Raw genomic sequence first — 15,575 nt, forward strand, 5'->3', positions numbered from 1 at the left:
CTCTTTCAACAGGAGTACCACCATGAGCACCTATGACGTCGTGATTCTGGGCGCAGGCCCCGGCGGTTATAACGCAGCGATCCGCGCCGGCCAGCTGGGTCTGAAAGCAGCCTGCGTGGAAGGCCGCGCCACTCTTGGCGGGACGTGCCTGAATGTCGGCTGCATGCCGTCCAAGGCGCTGCTGCATGCCTCCGAACTCTACGACGCGGCCATAGGAACGGAATTTGCCAACCTGGGGATTGAGGTCAAACCTGTCCTCAACCTTGCTCAAATGATGAAACAGAAAGATGAAAGCGTTACCGGGCTGACCAAAGGCATCGAGTTTCTGTTTCGCAAAAACAAAGTCGACTGGATCAAGGGCTGGGGCCACATCGACGGGCCGGGCAAAGTCACGGTGACCGACAGCCAGGGAACCAAGACCGAGCTGAGCGCCAAGGACATCATTATCGCCACCGGTTCCGAACCCACTCCCCTGCCCGGCGTGGACATCGATAACAAACGCATTCTCGACTCCACCGGCGCACTGTCGCTGGCCGAAGTGCCAAAGCACTTGGTGGTGATCGGCGCCGGGGTGATCGGTCTGGAGTTGGGCTCGGTATGGCGGCGCCTGGGCGCCCAAGTGACGGTGGTCGAGTTTCTCGACCGGATCTGCCCCGGCGTGGATGGCGAGGCAGGCAAGACCCTTCAGCGTTCATTGAGCAAGCAAGGCATCAATTTCAAGTTGAGTTCGAAAGTTACCCGCGCCACCCCCTCGGCGAGCGGTGTTCAGCTCAGCGTCGAACCGGCAGCAGGTGGTACCGCCGAGTTGCTTGAAGCCGACTACGTGCTGGTGGCTATTGGTCGTCGGCCATACACCCAAGGCCTGGGATTGGAGAATGTCGGGCTCGCCACGGACAAACGCGGCCAGCTCGCCAACAAGGGCCATCGCACCGAAGCCCCTGGCGTCTGGGTGATCGGTGATGTCACGTCTGGGCCGATGCTCGCCCACAAGGCCGAAGACGAAGCCATGGCCTGCATCGAGCAAATCGTCGGCAAGGCTGGCGAGGTCAATTACGACCTGATCCCCAACGTGATCTACACCAAACCGGAGCTGGCCAGCGTCGGCAAGACCGAAGAACAGCTGAAAGCCGAAGGTCGCGCCTATAAGGTCGGAAAATTCCCCTTCACCGCCAACAGCCGGGCGAAGATCAACCACGAAACCGAAGGCTTCGCCAAAGTACTGGCCGATGAGCGCACCGACGAAGTCCTCGGCGTACACCTTGTGGGCCCGAGCGTCAGTGAAATGATTGGCGAATATTGCGTGGCCATGGAGTTCAGCGCCTCGGCCGAAGACATCGCCCTGACTTGTCACCCACACCCGACCCGCTCCGAGGCATTGCGTCAGGCGGCAATGGATGTGGAGGGGATGGCGACGCAGATGTAAGCCTGGAGGTTGATGGAGACTAACTACCGCCATCGCGAGCAGGCTCGCTCCCACATTTGATCTGTGGCGTTCACAAAACCAATGTGCGAGCCTGCTCGCGATGCAGTCGACGCGATCTAAAGCGGTAAATGCCCCAACGGCAACGCCCCCGGGGTCTTCACCGTGTGAATCGCAAAGTTGCTGCGAATGTCGCTCACACCCGGCAATTTCAGCAGTCGCCCGGTGAGAAAACGGTCATAGGCGCGTAAATCCGGCACCACCACTTGCAGCAGAAAATCCGATTCCCCTGACACCAGAAACGCCGAAATCACCTCGGGCAATGCCGTCACGGCCAGGCGAAACGCTTCGGCCTGTTCATCGTTGTGCCGTTCGACTTTGACCCCGACAAACACCGTCAGCCCAAGGCCCACTTCATCTCGATCCAGATTGGCCTGATAGCCGCGAATCACGCCCGCCTCTTCCAGCATCCGTACCCGACGCAAACAAGGCGAGGCAGACAAACCGATTTCGTCAGCCAATTGCACGTTGCTCAGGCGACCGTCCCGTTGCAGCGCCGCGAGAATCTTGCGGTCGTAGGCGTCCAGTTTCATGGTTTGGCAGATCCCGATGGTTCGATCATCACAAAATGGCAGGTTATGCCAAATATGGAAGCTTTAGAAGCTGACTACGCAACCACCTGCCCTGCTCTTCAGCCATAGACTGACCTCACCAAATCGACAACGAATGGGGTGCAACATGGCAGGACTCTGGCTGTTTTTCATGGCTCTGGCGGTGGTGTACTTGTTGCCCGGCCCGGACATGATTCTGCTGTTGCAGACCGGCGCGCGTCATGGCAAAGGCGCGGCGCTGGCCACGGCGTTGGGGCTGGGCATAGCGCGTGGTTGTCACGTGGCCTTGGCGGCGTTGGGTTTGGCGGCGCTGTTCAAGACGGCACCCTGGACCTTCGACGTGGTACGCCTGATCGGGGCTGCGTACCTGCTGTGGATCGGCATTCAGTGCCTGCGCACCACGATGCTGCCGAGCTTGAACAGTGCAGGTTCCACGACTGAAAAATCGCATTGGCGCGAGGCGATCCAACGCGGTTTGCTGACCAACCTGCTCAACCCCAAGGCGCTGCTGTTCTGCTCGGTGCTGTTGCCGCAGTTCATTGAGCCGCACGCCGGGCCGGTGCTCGCGCAATTTGCGACGCTGGGCGTAATGCTGGTCGGTGTGGGGTTGTTGTTCGACAGCGCCTACGCGCTGGCCGGCGCCGCTCTGGGCCGCTGGCTGCAACGCAGTCCATCGGCCCAACGGGTACAGCAGTGGTTGTTCGGCAGCCTGCTGATCGGCTTCGCGGTGCGGCTGACCTTTGTGCAGCAGGGGTGATTACTGCCGCACCTTGCGCTGGCGTCGATTGATCAGCACCAGAGCTACCGCTGTAAACACCACCACACCGCCCATTTGCAGCCATTTTTTATAAGGTCGCAATACCGAGCGGACCGGACTCAATGCCTGGCTTACGTAACGTTTGTCCGCATTCTGGAAGTCTGGATAAGGACAATGGTGGCCGAAGTTCACCGCCCAATCCACGTACGGGCCTTCTTTTACATAGCGTTGATAGAAGGCGCTTGCTTCTTCCGGACTAGTGTTCCAACCCGCCGCCTCACATAGCACCGCTGCAAATGCGTGGCTAGTGTGGGGCAAGTTGTCAGCCGCCCGACGGGCTAAAGCTGTGGCGACATAACGATAGTGGTAGCGCTGATCGGGCTTGGCGACGCTGGATTGCTGGCGTTCGACTTCACCTTCAGCCACTAGAGGACCAACCTTGAGCTCGCTGCTCTCGAGGCTGTAATTGCCGCCGAAAGTCGCGTAATCCGGGGACATCTCATAGCCCAACAACTCCATCCCATCGTAGCGGGCCAGTGTCGCGGCATGGTAGTAAGCAAATGCCCGTTTGGTCGGCCACCACTTTGATTCGGCGTCGTTGCGCAGCTCCCCATACCACTTGGCTTTGGCCTGCAAGACAGCATTATCGAAATACCCTGATGCTTCGTCATAACGCCCTTCACGCAACAAGCGCCGCCCGAGCAAATTGCGCAGGTTCGCAGCCACCGGCAACGGCACATAATTATCGCGATCCTGCTGACTGAGCGGCGGCGGTGCGGGCACTTGAGTGTCGACGTACTGCTTGAGTTCATCAAGGGTCAGCACCCGCTCGGCAACGGTGGCCGCGTCGTACCAGTAAATGTTCTGGCTGCGATAGAGCTGATCAAAGGCTTGCAGATAATCCCCGCGTTGCAGGGCCAGAATCGCGCTTTCGCCGTCAACCCGGCACTTGGGCTGCACCGTTTCGTAATCCCAGTCCGGGGTCCGTCGTTCACCCCAAGACTCGTTCTGCGGGAAGGCCTGAGCTGCCTTGGCATAGGCCGCCGCGGCAGCGATTTTGTCGCCATCACGCAACGCCAGTTTCGCCCGCAGCCACCACGCTAGGCCGCCGTCACCGGCGTGTTCGAGGAAAGCTTTGGCACTGGTGTAATCGCCCTGTTGATAATTCATTGCCGCCAAGCGATCCGCATTATCCAAGCTACCGCGAGTGCTGTTTTGCAGCAGCTTGATCAATTTCTGTTCGTTCGGTGGTTGATCACCGAATGACCAGCCCAGTCGACTGATCAACGACGCCGTCACCAGTTGCTGCACCGCTTTGCTCTTGAGCAACACGGCCAGTTGATCGTCGGGCATTGTCATCAGATCGGCCATCAACAGCTTCAGCGAGGTGTAGCCCACCGCCGAACCGTGGAGGTTCTGCGTCGCATAAAGTTCGATGGCGCTGTCCCAATCACCAGCGGTGCGGGCCACTCGCGCTTCTTCGCCGAGGCTGGCGACCCCCAACTCCAACGGGTCGCTGAAGCCGTCGATGCTCAATTGACGAGTCTGCTCGAAGGCCTTTCGAGATTGAGCCAACAGGTCGGGCCCCGCGCCTGCCTCTGAACTCATGGCAAACAGTGTCCGCCCCAACGAGTAAGCCGCCCAGGTACTGCGCAACGCGCGTTGATCCGCCGGCAGCGCCAGCACTTTCTGAAAATATTCAGCGGCCAAACCATGGTCACCCGCGTTGAACGCCACCGCGCCCGCCAGATAGAACATGTGTTCGGCCGGCAGGCTCGCGCCTTGCTCTTCAACCTGACGGGCATCGGTCAGATTGCGCAGCTGTTGCACCAGCGCTTGCTGCTCAGGCGTCAGACCGGCCTGTTCGGCGGTGTTGCGCTGACCCGCGTAATCCGGCGCATCGCCGTAACCGTCCCCCGGAATGTTGGTGGCAGCGGTGACATTTTTCAGTCCCGCGATGGCATGCCCGAGGCGGTTGATCTCAACGTTGAAGTTGCCTTCAGGCAGTTCCGCCAGCGACTGGCCACGGTTGTCCAACAGGCGCATGGGGAAGTCTGGCCCGCAGGCAAGCGCCGAACCCAACGGCAGGCTGAGGCTCAGGCAAAGCACATGGCGGGGCCAGTTACGGGTGAACATTCGAACCTCCTTGATCAATAGTTGCGCAGCGTGCCCAACCGATGGCGCGCTGCCCGCCGGCCGGGATTCGACCCTCGCGCAGGCGGGTGAAGGTAAGCAGATCCGGGCGCTGTTGCAATGCATAACCGGCCAATGCATCGGCGCCATCGCAGCCCTGCACCGCCAGTGTCAGGCGTTCGGGCCAGGCGCTGTCGAGGTTGCCTTGGTTGCTGACGCTGATGTCGTAGAGGCCGTCCTGCGCCGAGAGCTTCAGCCCCACGCGGCTGTCGAGCATATCGCCACGCGCCACAGCGATTAGCGTCGTCAGGCTCCAGGCCCTGCGATCATTGGCCAGCGGCAGGCGAAACCAGATCAGTCCGGCCAAATGAGCCGGTGGATCGGCGCGCAACTCGGTGCCGAGTTTGCTCAGTTGCAGCGGATCCGCCAGTAACTCCCGGCGTTTGCCGCCCCGCTCGATGGGCACTTCGCTTTCCACGACCGGCGCGCCACTGGCCCCTGGCAACAACGCCACGCCATAAGCCGGCAGCGCCAGATAAAATGGTTTCGAGGTGATACGGCTCCAGGCCTTGGCCCATTGTCTAGCCTGATCCGGCTCGAACAGCCCACGCCGTGGATCGCTCACCGCGTGCACCTGCAAGACGCTGCTATCGACGGTCGCCAGCAGCACCGGCAATTCGGGGCTGTCGAGCCAGGCCGGCAACGCGGTGATGCTCAGTGGCAAGGAAGCGGGCAGAACGGCGCGCAAATGCGTGAGGAATTCGCGATAGGCCGGTAGCCGAACGTTACCCGCATCGTGGTCGATTTCCACGCCGGAGAGGATCACCCCCTGCCCTTGCCAATCGCTGAGCACCTGCTGGATGCGCGCCGTGACCTCGTCCTGATCCAGCCCCTTGAGCTGGCCGTCCAGACGAATAACCGCTATCAGCGGTCGACCATCACGCTTGAGCAGCGCCGGATCGATCCGCGCCCGGCTCCAGCCGGCCTGCGGAAACGCCTGCAAGGCCAGTACACGCAAGGTCGAGAAATCGGCACGGCTGTCGCGCAGCGCGGCGTCATGGGCCGGCGTCCATTGCCGTTGCCAGACATAGAGTTGCTGATCGAGCGGCGGCGCGTCCTGTTGCTCGCAACCGTTGAGCAACACCGCTGCCAGCAAAACGATCAAGCGTGTGAAAAAAGCCATGAAAAACCTTATCCCTGAAATACAAAAAGGGCCGCTCAAGGCCCTTTGTCGCTCTGCTCGTTACCCTACTCAGCCATTGGCTTGCGGGCAATGATCACTGAATTTTCGGTACCAGGAGCTACTGGAATAGAAATCCCTGTCCTACGCCTAAACCTGCGGGACCGGACTTTTGTGGCGAGCGAGCTTGCTCGCGCTGGGCTGCGTAGCGGCCCCAAGATTCTGGCAATCTATTGCAGAATTTGTGAGTGCTGCGCACTCAAGCGCGAGCAAGCTCCCTCGCCACAAAAGCCATTCCCACATTGGGTCAACTATGTGGCGCAGGTTTTGGTATGGCCACGTTATCCAGCATCCGGTTCACCGCCAGTTCAGCCAGCATGACGATCTGTTGAATCGCCATCGCCGTGTGCCGATGCGGCCCTTTGAACATGGTGAAACTCCATTCGGGGACTGGAGTTCGCCAACACTGCGACCAAGCAGAAGGGTGGCGAACCGTACGCGGGTTGGTCGACCAGGGAATGGAACCCGGCAGAGCCTAAGCCCTCCCACGCACAGCTCGCCATGAAGCAAGCACAAAAGTGCGCCAACCAAACCCGATCACTGAATTTGCAGCAACCCCCAAAGCCTATCCACCCCATTTCCGACCGACAACCGTCAAAACTTGTCGGAAACATTCCCAAAAATCACTCGGTCTGTAGGACGACAACGATCAAAAGTGGGAGCGAGCCTGCTCGCGATGGCGGCGTGTCAGGCGACCTCAATGTTGAATGTGAGAAAGCCTTCACGGGCAAGCCTCGCTCCTACAGTGGATTTTCTGTGTTTCCCACACGGGTTACAGGTCCGGCTTGGGCTTGCAGGCGCGCATTCGCCTGGGCCCAGGTGCCGGTCAGCAAACTTTTGGGTGACACACCGTCAAAGCGCCAACGCAAGGCCAGCGCCGCGGGCCGCCGCACCACGCGCTCCACCTCGAATGTCCACAGCCGCTCGGCCCCTTGAAAGGCTTCGACCTGGGGACCTTCGAGGATGACTTGCGTGCGACCGGTGAGCTGCAGCAGGTCGCCCGAATCGAAATCGATGAACAGCAAACCGGCTCGAGGATTGATCAGCAGGTTGCCCAGGGTGTTGAAGAACAGGTTGCCAGCGAAGTCCGGGATGGTCAGGCGATTGCCTTCTACCTGGACGAAACCGGCCTGGCCACCCCGGTGAGAAACGTCCACCGAGCGTTGGCCATCGACGTCCACATAACTGGCGACAAAGAAGGTATCGGCGCCGGCGATCATGGCTTTTGCCGCGTCATCCAGCCCATTGAGGTGCTGCGCAATACGCGTCGCCGGATCCGCCAATGGCACCGAGCGAAACTGGCGCAATTGAATGTACTGCGGGCAATTGCCGAAAGATTGCTCCACCTTCACCTCGAAGCTGCTCGCCGTCACAGCGCCAACTCGACCATTGAGACGGTTGCGACGGCGGGTGTGCAGCTCGATACCGAGCAGACCGATCGCCGCTCCCTCTTGCAATTGCGCTGGGTCGTCACTACCAGGCAGGCTGCCGAACTGCAGCAGCGTAGGCTCTGGAGAATGGGCAAAACCCGGCGCCCCTTCAAGAATACTTGCCCAAGGGTTGCCGTCAGCATCCACCGCGCCGTACAGCATGAACGGCAGTTGCTGATAGAAGGTGCGGTGCTGATCCGGCATCTCGCTGCGAATCACCCTACGACCTAACTCCTCCATTCGCTCGGCGACACCCACGTGAGCCTGCAACCGTGTCTCGCCTGCGTGCCAAGGTGAACGTTCCATAACGACTTCTCCCCTGCGCTCATCGCGCAACAAGAACAGCCCGACTGAGGCGGGCCGTGAGCATCAGGCAGTTTTTTTGCAAACCGGCGACGGTGCGTGGCATGCCGACAAACCCTGGCAAGGCTTCAATCCGCGCCAGCCAGGCGCGGATATTGGCGTAGTCGTCCAGCGACACATTGCCTTCCGGTGCATGGGCGATGTAGCTGTACGCGGCGATGTCAGCGATGGTCGGCTCGCTACCGACCAGATAGGGCGTTGCGCCCAGTTCCTGATCGATCACTTTGAGCCAGGTGTGGGCATAAGCGATCACCTCTTGCGCGTTGTAAGGCGCACCAAACACAGTGATCAGCCTTGCCCTGCCAGGGCCAAAGGCAATCGGCCCGGCGGCGACCGACAACCAGCGCTGAACCTTGGCCGCACCGACCGGGTCGGTTGGCAGCCAGCGACCGTTGCCGTATTTCAGCGCAAGGTAGACCAGGATCGCGTTGGAATCGGCCAGCACCACGCCTTGATCATCAATCACCGGCACCTGCCCAAACGGGTTGAGCGCCAGAAAATCCGCTTGCTTGTGCGCGCCTTTGGCCAAATCGACGAAGATCAGCTCGGTCGGCAGTTGCAGCAGCGACAGCATCAGCTCCACACGGTGAGCGTGGCCAGAGCGGGGGAAGTTGTAGAGTTTGATGGCTTGCATAGTCGACTCCGCTGGGTGGTGGCGCCGTCCAGGAAAGATCAGCGCCGATAGGGGGCTATCTTCCATCCGCAACCAAAACAACAGAATAACCAGCAAACGCAATCCATTATTTCAGCTCGTGCAATAACCCTTCAGCTAAGCAGGGCTGGGTGTTCGCGCAGGACGTTCACCGCGAAGTCCACGAAACTACGGACCCGCACCGGGGCCTTGCGCCCACCCTGGTAGACCACGTGAATGGGCAATGGCGGCAGTTCGAAGTCAGCCAGAACAATTTCCAGCTCACCGGCCGCGACTTTGCTCGCCACTTGATACGACAGCACTCGGGTCAGGCCCAGCCCCATGGCGGCGGCAGTGATAGCCGCCTGATTGGCGGTGACCACCAGACGCGGTTCCGGACGAACGCTGATCGGTTCTCCCCCGTCAAGAAACGGCCAGCTTCTGTGCTGACCGATGGACGAGGTGGCGATGATCGGGGCTGTGCTCAAATCTGCAGGATGGCGGGGCCGACCATGGTCAGTCAGGAATCCTGGGGACGCGCAGATCACCCGCCGCACTTCGCCCACGCGAATTGCATGTTGATTGCTGTCAGGCAACTCACCGATGCGCACAGCCACATCGATGCCCTCCTCGACCATGCTCACCACCCGGTCGACCAGTAGAGCGTTGATGCTGACTTCAGGAAATTGAGACAAGTAACCGACCATGACCGGCGTAACGAACAAATCACCGAACAACACCGGCGCCGTGATCGTCAGTTGCCCACGGGGTTGGGCGTGGCTCCCGGCCGCCGAATCCTCCGCTTCCTGCACCTCGGTGAGAATTCTCCGACAGTCCTCCAGATAACGCTGACCCGCCTCGCTCAAATGCACGCTGCGGGTGGTACGTGTCAGCAATTGGGTGCCAATGCGCTTCTCCAGTGCTGCCACGGCGCGGGTGACACTGGCCGCCGACATCCCCAAACGCCGCGCCGCCGCCGAGAAGCCTTGTTCCTGGGCGACGGTGGCGAAGACTTGCATTTCCTGGAAGCGGTCCATGGATTAACTCCTGAGCACTGAAAAACGCGAGGCCGACAGTTCCCGATTGGACCTGGATATCGCTGGAAGAGGATGAGCCATGCAGTTTTACTGGCATTCTGATTATTGTGACGTATAACCCTGAACGTTCACGCTTTCAATTGCTGAGACCGTATCCAGATGCCCTCCATCTACCAACTTAAACCCGCCTTCCAGAATTTGTTGCGACCGCTGGTTCAGCGATTGTTCGATAACGGCACCACCGCCAATCAAATCACCGTGCTGGCCGGCGTCATTTCGGTCGTGACGGGCGTCGCGATTGCCTGTTTCGCCAATCACCTGTGGGTTTTTCTGCTGATTCCCGTATGGATGATTCTGCGGATGGCGCTGAACGCCATCGACGGCATGCTGGCCCGGGAATTCGGCCAGCAGTCGCGCCTCGGCGCCTACCTGAATGAACTGTGCGATATCGTTGCCGACAGCGCGCTGATCCTGCCTTTTGCCCTGATTCCCGACGTGAGTGTGTTGATTGTGCTGTTGGTCACGCTGCTGGCATTGTTCAGCGAGTACAGTGGCGTCCTCGGGCCAATGATAGGCGCGTCGCGGCGTTATGACGGCCCGATGGGCAAGAGCGATCGCGCGTTTGTACTGGGCGTCTTGGCCACCGGCATTGCCATCGGCTGGATCAACGCGTTGTGGATTAACGTTGTGTTTGCGGTGGTCGCCGTCCTGCTGGCTTACACCTTGGTCAACCGGGTCCGTCTGGGCCTGAAAGAAGTGCAGGAAAACGCTCCCTCGGCATAAGGCCCTCAGCGTAAGGCTCCCCAAGCATAAGGAAAGTGCAATGCGTGAAACTCAGAATCAGACCTTCACTACCCACGACGGCGTTGAACTGTTCTACCGCCATTGGCCGGCCACGGCGGGTAATTCGGGCGAACCGCGCAAGGCAGTGCTGCTGTTTCATCGCGGCCATGAACACTCGGGGCGCATCGCCCATCTGGTGGATGAACTGGACCTGCCAGCGTTCGACTTCTTTGCCTGGGACGCCCGCGGCCATGGTCAGTCGCCGGGCGCTCGCGGCGACAGCCCGAGTTTCGCCACCAGCGTGCGGGACGTGCAGACCTTTTGCGATCACCTGAACGCGACCCATCAGATCGACGAAGAGAACATGGCCGTGATCGCCCAGAGCGTCGGCGCGGTGATTGCCTCGACCTGGGTCCACGACTATGCACCGCGCATCCGTTCGTTGGTGCTCGCGTCGCCCGCATTCAAGGTCAAGCTCTACGTCCCTTTCGCCCGTCCGGGCCTGGCACTGATGCGCAAGTTTCGCGGCAACTTTTTCGTCAACAGCTACGTAAAGGCCAAGTTCCTCAGTCACGACCCGGAGCGCGTCGCCTCCTACGACAGCGATCCGCTGATCACCAAGGCGATTTCGGTGAATGTGCTGCTCGGCTTGTATGAAGCCGCTGACCGTGTGGTGGCCGATGCGCAGGCGATTCAAGTGCCGACCCAGCTGCTGATTTCCGGCTCGGATTTTGTGGTCCATCGCAAACCCCAGGAGCAGTTTTTCGAACGCCTGGGCAGCCTGAAAAAGGAAAAACACATCCTCCCGGGCTTCTTCCACGACACGCTTGGGGAACGTGATCGCGCCGTGGCCGTAGCCAGTGCCAAACGCTTTATCCTGCAAAACTTTGAATACCCGCTGGACCGGGCCTCGCTGCTCGATGCCGACAAGATCGGCCTGACCTGCGCCGAATCCGAATCCCTCGCCGCTCCGCTGCCGCACAACTCGTTGCGTGACCTGTACTGGCGCATGACCCGCGCCAGCATGCGCTTGGGCAGCCGACTGTCAGATGGAGTGAAACTGGGCTTCGACACCGGTTTCGACTCCGGCAGCACCCTGGACTACGTGTACCGCAACCAGCCCACCGGCAAGGGTGGGCTTGGGCGGATGATTGATCAGAACTACCTGAATTCCATCGGCTGGCGCGGCATTCGCCAGCGCAAACTCAACGTCGAAGAGTTGCTGCGCCTGACCATGGCCAAGCTGCGCGAAGAAGGCCGACCGGTGCGTATCGTCGACATCGCCGCCGGTCACGGCCGCTACATTCTTGAAGCCTTGCAAGGCGTCAGCCCGCTACCAGAATCGATACTGTTGCGCGATTACAGCGACATCAATGTACGTGACGGTGGTGCGCTGATTCGCGATAAGGGCCTTGGAGACATCGCGCAGTTCGTGAAAGGCGACGCGTTCGACCGCGCCGACCTGGCGGCACTGGACCCAAAGCCGACACTGGCGGTGGTGTCCGGGTTGTATGAACTGTTTGCCGACAATGCACTGGTCGGCGGCTCTCTGGCAGGCCTGGCCGAGGCCGTTGAGCCCGGTGGCTATCTGGTCTACACCGGTCAGCCCTGGCACCCGCAGCTGGAATTGATCGCCCGCGCCCTCACCAGCCACCGCCAAGGCCAGGCGTGGGTGATGCGTCGGCGCAGCCAGGCGGAAATGGATCAACTGGTGGAAGCGGCGGGTTTTCGTAAAATCACCCAGCGAGTGGATGAATGGGGGATCTTCACCGTGTCCCTCGCGCAACGGGTGCAATGATGGGGGCTGCCCCGAGAGAGCCGGGTTTGCTCAAACCCGCCGTGCTCTGGTTGCTGGTGCTGGCACCGCTGTTTTTCGCCAGCTACGGCTTTGCCACATGGGTCACGGCCCAGCGCAGCGATGTCGCCACCTTCGTTTTCGATTGGGAAAGCGCCATGCCCTTCTGGGCCTGGACCATCGTCCCCTACTGGACGATTGATCTGCTGTACGGTTTTTCGCTGCTGCTGCCCGATAGTCGCCATGAGCTCAAGCGCCACGCCTTGCGTCTGCTGAGTGCTCAAGTGATCTCAGTCAGTTGTTTCCTGTTATGGCCGCTGCGCTTCACCTTCGAACGGCCTGAACTGGATGGAGTGTTCGGCTGGCTGTTCGCGGTGCTGGCCGGGTTCGACAAGCCGTTCAATCAGGCACCATCGCTGCACATCGCCCTGCTGGTGATTTTGTGGGTGATGTACCAACGGCACTCTCAAGGGCTGTGGCGCTGGCTGGTGCACGGTTGGTTCGCATTGATCGGGATTTCGGTGCTGACCACTTATCAACATCACTTTATCGACTTACCCACAGGCGCCCTCGCCGGCTGGCTGTGCGTGTGGTTGTGGCCACTGGATCGGCCCAGCCCCTTGAGTAGCCTGCGGTTGGCCAAGGACCCGAAACGCTGGCGCCTGGCCCTGCGTTATGGCGTCGGCGCGGCGATATTCGCCCTTCCAGCCTTTGGCCTGAGCGGCGGATGGCTGTGGCTGATCTGGCCCGCCGTGGCATTGCTGTTGGTGGCGCTCAACTACACGCTGCTGGACGCCGCCGGGTTTCAGAAACGCGCTGACGGCCGCCTTAGCCCGGCCGCCCGTTGGTTATTTGCGCCTTACGTGGCAGCGGCGTGGATCAACTCACGGCTTTGGACCCGCAAACATCCACAGCCCAATGAGGTTGTGGATAACGTTTGGCTCGGCAGGCTTCCCGACGCTGATCAGTTGGCGCCGTTCAAAGCTGTGGTTGATCTATGCGCTGAGCTGCCGCTCAACCCGAGAGGCCGCGCCTATCAAAACGTTCCGATACTCGACCTGACCACACCCAGCGCTGAGCAATGCCTCGCCGCCGCTCAGGCCATTGAACATCTGCGCCAGCAAGGTCCCTTGCTGGTCTGCTGCGCTTTGGGTTATTCACGCAGCGCCACCGCTATCGCGGCCTGGTTGCTGCACAGTGGTCGAGCGGCCACTGTCGATGCCGCCGTGGCGATGATCCAGGCCGCACGCCCGCAAGTGGTGCTGCATCCAGCCCATCGCCAAGCCCTGGAGAACGCCTATGCCGGTTGATATGGAACTGCACGTGGTCGCCAGCCTGCTGCGCCGGGGCCGCACCCTCGACCAGTTATCCACAGGGCTGACCTTGCTGGGTGTGTTGTTTGGCCTGCTGCAACTGCTGCTGATCACCCCGACTGCGCCGTTCTTGATCCTCAGCGCCTGGCTGATCATCCTCGGGCTATGGCAAAAATACTGGGCGCTGCGGGTAGCCTTCGACGCTGACCTGTTTACCCTGATAGCCCGCGACGCTGACGCTTTGTCAGACCGCACTCAAGCCCTCGACCAGGCCCTGCAAAACCTCGGCCTGCAACCGGCCAACCGTGCTGGCCGGCCCTGGACCGAACGTCAGCGCGGGGGGCTTAAACTGCTGCGCAAACAGGCTGTCCTGCTGGCCGCCCAAGTGCTGCCACCCTTGGCTGTCATTCTGGCCAGCCCTTGGCTGCCCTTCGCTGGATAAGGAAATCGTTCATGTTCGAACCTGTGGTCGCCACCCTCATCACCTCCATGGCCCGAACCGTTACTGGCGCCCGCAGCCTGTGGATGGGTTGCGCGCCGGAACCCGTGCAGCGCATTTATTTTGCCAACCACAGCAGCCACGGCGATTTCGTGCTGCTCTGGGCCTCGCTCCCTTCCACCCTGCGCAAACTTACGCGACCGGTGGCCGGCAGCGACTACTGGAACAAGAGCGCCTTACGCCGTTACATCATCAGCCGGGTGTTCAACGGCGTGCTGATCGATCGCGAGCGCAAGGACCCTGTGGATAACCCGTTGCAGCCCATGCTCGACGCCCTGGAGAACGGTGATTCGTTGATCATCTTTCCTGAAGGCACGCGCAATCTGGAAGAGGGTTTGCTGCCATTCAAAAGCGGCCTGTATCACTTGGCAAAACGTTACCCACAGGCCCAAGTGATTCCAGTGTGGATCGCCAACCTCAACCGGGTCATGCCCAAGGGTCGAGTGCTGCCACTGCCGCTGTTGTGTACCACCAGTTTCGGCGCGCCCCTGCAACTGACCGAAGGCGAGAGCAAAGAGCAGTTCCTTTCACGCAGCCGCGACGCACTGCTGGCCCTCGCCCCGGAGCATTCCTGACATGGATAGACAAACCCTGATGCTGTTCGGCGGGATCGGCATGATCCTGGTGCTGGCTTCACTGATTGGCCTGATCCTCAAACTGCGCACCCGGGGCACGCCCAATGCAGTCATCGAGAACCTCAACGCCCGCATCAACGCCTGGTGGGTGATGGTGGTGGTGATCGGCATCGCTTTTTGGCTGGGCACCGGCGCGGTGATCCTGCTGTTTTACGCGGTATCGTTCTATGCGCTACGCGAATTCCTCACCCTCATGCCCACCCGACGCAGCGACTACCCGGCGCTGGTGGCAGCGTTTTACCTGGCATTGCCGCTGCAATATCTGCTGATCTATTCCGATTGGTACGGACTGTTCTCGATCTTTATTCCGGTGTACGTGTTTTTGCTGCTGCCGATTCTTGCGTCTCTCGGCGGCGACAGCACGCACTTCCTCGAGCGGGCGTCGAAAGTGCAATGGGGCTTGATGATCGCGGTGTTCTGCGTGTCGTTCGTGCCCGCCCTGCTGACACTGGACATCGTCGGTTATGAAGGCCGCAACCTGCTGCTGATCGCGTATCTGGTGATTGTGGTACAGCTGTCGGACGTGCTGCAGTACGTTTGCGGCAAGTTGTTCGGCAAACACAAAATCGCGCCCACTCTGTCGCCGTCGAAAACCGTTGAAGGCTTTGTCGGCGGCGTTCTGTTGTCCTCGCTGATTGGCGCAGCCTTGTGGTGGACCACACCATTCAATCCGTGGCAGTCGTTCTTGATTGCGCTGCTGATCAACCTGCTGGGGTTTGCCGGAGGCATCGTGATGTCGGCGATCAAGCGGGATCGCGGCGTGAAGGATTGGGGGCACATGATCGAAGGCCACGGCGGAATGCTGGATCGACTGGATTCAGTGTGTTTCGCGGCCCCGATCTTCTTTCATCTTGTGCGGTATTGGTGGACTTGAAATAGCTGGCCCTCAAAAAAAGACCGCAGCCAAACAGACTGTGTGAAAACCTAG

13 protein-coding genes and 2 pseudogenes are annotated in these 15,575 nt (G+C 60.4%); 8 read left to right on the forward strand and 7 right to left on the reverse strand.

The features are described 5' to 3' along the window. The first annotated feature begins 22 nt into the window (after positions 1–22). The gene (gene lpdA / locus PMI18_RS23610; protein ID WP_007896572.1) at positions 23–1,423 is read left to right on the forward strand and encodes a dihydrolipoyl dehydrogenase; all 1,401 of its coding nucleotides are present in this window, start codon (positions 23–25) and stop codon (positions 1,421–1,423) included. Between the two features lie 116 nt (positions 1,424–1,539). On the opposite strand, the gene PMI18_RS23605 is transcribed toward lpdA, so the two are convergent. Continuing rightward, the gene (locus PMI18_RS23605) at positions 1,540–2,013 is read right to left on the reverse strand and encodes an Lrp/AsnC family transcriptional regulator (RefSeq protein WP_007896573.1); all 474 of its coding nucleotides are present in this window, start codon (positions 2,011–2,013) and stop codon (positions 1,540–1,542) included. 145 nt (positions 2,014–2,158) lie between these two features. Here PMI18_RS23605 and PMI18_RS23600 point away from each other — a divergent pair, with 145 nt between their 5' ends. Continuing rightward, positions 2,159–2,788, forward strand: coding sequence for a LysE family translocator (locus tag PMI18_RS23600; protein ID WP_007896574.1), 630 nt, complete (start codon positions 2,159–2,161; stop codon positions 2,786–2,788). On the opposite strand, the gene PMI18_RS23595 is transcribed toward PMI18_RS23600, so the two are convergent. From PMI18_RS23595 to PMI18_RS23575, 6 genes and pseudogenes are all read right to left on the reverse strand, one after another. Beyond that, the gene (locus PMI18_RS23595; RefSeq protein ID WP_007896575.1) at positions 2,789–4,924 is read right to left on the reverse strand and encodes a hypothetical protein; all 2,136 of its coding nucleotides are present in this window, start codon (positions 4,922–4,924) and stop codon (positions 2,789–2,791) included. It lies immediately after the preceding gene. After that, a complete protein-coding gene (locus PMI18_RS23590; RefSeq protein ID WP_007896576.1) occupies positions 4,911–6,104 on the reverse strand; it encodes a DUF3142 domain-containing protein in 1,194 nt (397 codons plus the stop codon). The genes PMI18_RS23595 and PMI18_RS23590 overlap by 14 nt, the downstream gene beginning before the upstream one ends. A 304-nt stretch (positions 6,105–6,408) precedes the next feature. Then, positions 6,409–6,525, reverse strand: a pseudogene (locus PMI18_RS31710) (DUF6124 family protein); the annotation flags it as partial. A 418-nt stretch (positions 6,526–6,943) separates the two neighbouring features. Next, positions 6,944–7,897 (reverse strand): annotated as a pseudogene (locus tag PMI18_RS23585) (pyridoxamine 5'-phosphate oxidase family protein); the annotation flags it as partial. 19 nt (positions 7,898–7,916) lie between these two features. Continuing rightward, complete coding sequence (locus tag PMI18_RS23580) at positions 7,917–8,588, reverse strand: glutathione S-transferase family protein (protein ID WP_007896580.1); 672 nt, start codon at positions 8,586–8,588, stop codon at positions 7,917–7,919. A 131-nt stretch (positions 8,589–8,719) separates the two neighbouring features. Next, a complete protein-coding gene (locus PMI18_RS23575; protein ID WP_007896583.1) occupies positions 8,720–9,622 on the reverse strand; it encodes a LysR family transcriptional regulator in 903 nt (300 codons plus the stop codon). Positions 9,623–9,781: 159 nt separating this feature from the next. Here PMI18_RS23575 and PMI18_RS23570 point away from each other — a divergent pair, with 159 nt between their 5' ends. From PMI18_RS23570 to PMI18_RS23545, 6 genes are read left to right on the forward strand one after another with little or no spacing between them, the layout of a single operon-like run. Continuing rightward, positions 9,782–10,405: a CDP-alcohol phosphatidyltransferase family protein gene (locus tag PMI18_RS23570; protein ID WP_007896586.1), complete on the forward strand. Its 624-nt coding sequence runs from the start codon at positions 9,782–9,784 to the stop codon at positions 10,403–10,405. Positions 10,406–10,445: 40 nt separating this feature from the next. Further along, positions 10,446–12,203, forward strand: a complete 1,758-nt coding sequence (locus PMI18_RS23565; protein ID WP_007896588.1) for a bifunctional alpha/beta hydrolase/class I SAM-dependent methyltransferase — start codon at positions 10,446–10,448, stop codon at positions 12,201–12,203. After that, positions 12,200–13,510 (forward strand): phosphatase PAP2/dual specificity phosphatase family protein, encoded by a 1,311-nt coding sequence (locus PMI18_RS23560; protein WP_007896590.1) that lies wholly within the window; start codon positions 12,200–12,202, stop codon positions 13,508–13,510. Before PMI18_RS23565 ends, PMI18_RS23560 begins: the two co-directional genes overlap by 4 nt. Continuing rightward, positions 13,500–13,955 (forward strand): hypothetical protein, encoded by a 456-nt coding sequence (locus PMI18_RS23555; protein WP_007896591.1) that lies wholly within the window; start codon positions 13,500–13,502, stop codon positions 13,953–13,955. The genes PMI18_RS23560 and PMI18_RS23555 overlap by 11 nt, the downstream gene beginning before the upstream one ends. A gap of 11 nt (positions 13,956–13,966) precedes the next feature. Continuing rightward, entirely contained in the window at positions 13,967–14,587 is a 621-nt protein-coding gene (locus tag PMI18_RS23550) for a lysophospholipid acyltransferase family protein (protein WP_007896593.1), read from the forward strand. Position 14,588: 1 nt separating this feature from the next. After that, on the forward strand, positions 14,589–15,521 hold the full coding sequence (locus PMI18_RS23545) for a phosphatidate cytidylyltransferase (protein WP_007896595.1): 933 nt from the start codon (positions 14,589–14,591) through the stop codon (positions 15,519–15,521). Positions 15,522–15,575: the final 54 nt, after the last annotated feature.

The sequence above is a fragment of the Pseudomonas sp. GM102 genome, assembly GCF_000282555.1.
GTDB lineage: Bacteria > Pseudomonadota > Gammaproteobacteria > Pseudomonadales > Pseudomonadaceae > Aquipseudomonas.

What these genes read in the sequence shown, in the direction of transcription:
- PMI18_RS23550 (WP_007896593.1), top strand. Translation starts at nt 13,967, where the DNA reads ATGTTCGAACCTGTGGTCGCCACCCTCATCACCTCCATGGCCCGAACC.
- PMI18_RS23595 (WP_007896575.1), bottom strand. Translation starts at nt 4,924, where the DNA reads ATGTTCACCCGTAACTGGCCCCGCCATGTGCTTTGCCTGAGCCTCAGC.
- PMI18_RS23570 (WP_007896586.1), top strand. Translation starts at nt 9,782, where the DNA reads ATGCCCTCCATCTACCAACTTAAACCCGCCTTCCAGAATTTGTTGCGA.
- PMI18_RS23575 (WP_007896583.1), bottom strand. Translation starts at nt 9,622, where the DNA reads ATGGACCGCTTCCAGGAAATGCAAGTCTTCGCCACCGTCGCCCAGGAA.
- PMI18_RS23590 (WP_007896576.1), bottom strand. Translation starts at nt 6,104, where the DNA reads ATGGCTTTTTTCACACGCTTGATCGTTTTGCTGGCAGCGGTGTTGCTC.
- PMI18_RS23555 (WP_007896591.1), top strand. Translation starts at nt 13,500, where the DNA reads ATGCCGGTTGATATGGAACTGCACGTGGTCGCCAGCCTGCTGCGCCGG.
- PMI18_RS23605 (WP_007896573.1), bottom strand. Translation starts at nt 2,013, where the DNA reads ATGAAACTGGACGCCTACGACCGCAAGATTCTCGCGGCGCTGCAACGG.
- PMI18_RS23560 (WP_007896590.1), top strand. Translation starts at nt 12,200, where the DNA reads ATGATGGGGGCTGCCCCGAGAGAGCCGGGTTTGCTCAAACCCGCCGTG.
- PMI18_RS23545 (WP_007896595.1), top strand. Translation starts at nt 14,589, where the DNA reads ATGGATAGACAAACCCTGATGCTGTTCGGCGGGATCGGCATGATCCTG.
- lpdA (WP_007896572.1), top strand. Translation starts at nt 23, where the DNA reads ATGAGCACCTATGACGTCGTGATTCTGGGCGCAGGCCCCGGCGGTTAT.
- PMI18_RS23565 (WP_007896588.1), top strand. Translation starts at nt 10,446, where the DNA reads ATGCGTGAAACTCAGAATCAGACCTTCACTACCCACGACGGCGTTGAA.
- PMI18_RS23580 (WP_007896580.1), bottom strand. Translation starts at nt 8,588, where the DNA reads ATGCAAGCCATCAAACTCTACAACTTCCCCCGCTCTGGCCACGCTCAC.
- PMI18_RS23600 (WP_007896574.1), top strand. Translation starts at nt 2,159, where the DNA reads ATGGCAGGACTCTGGCTGTTTTTCATGGCTCTGGCGGTGGTGTACTTG.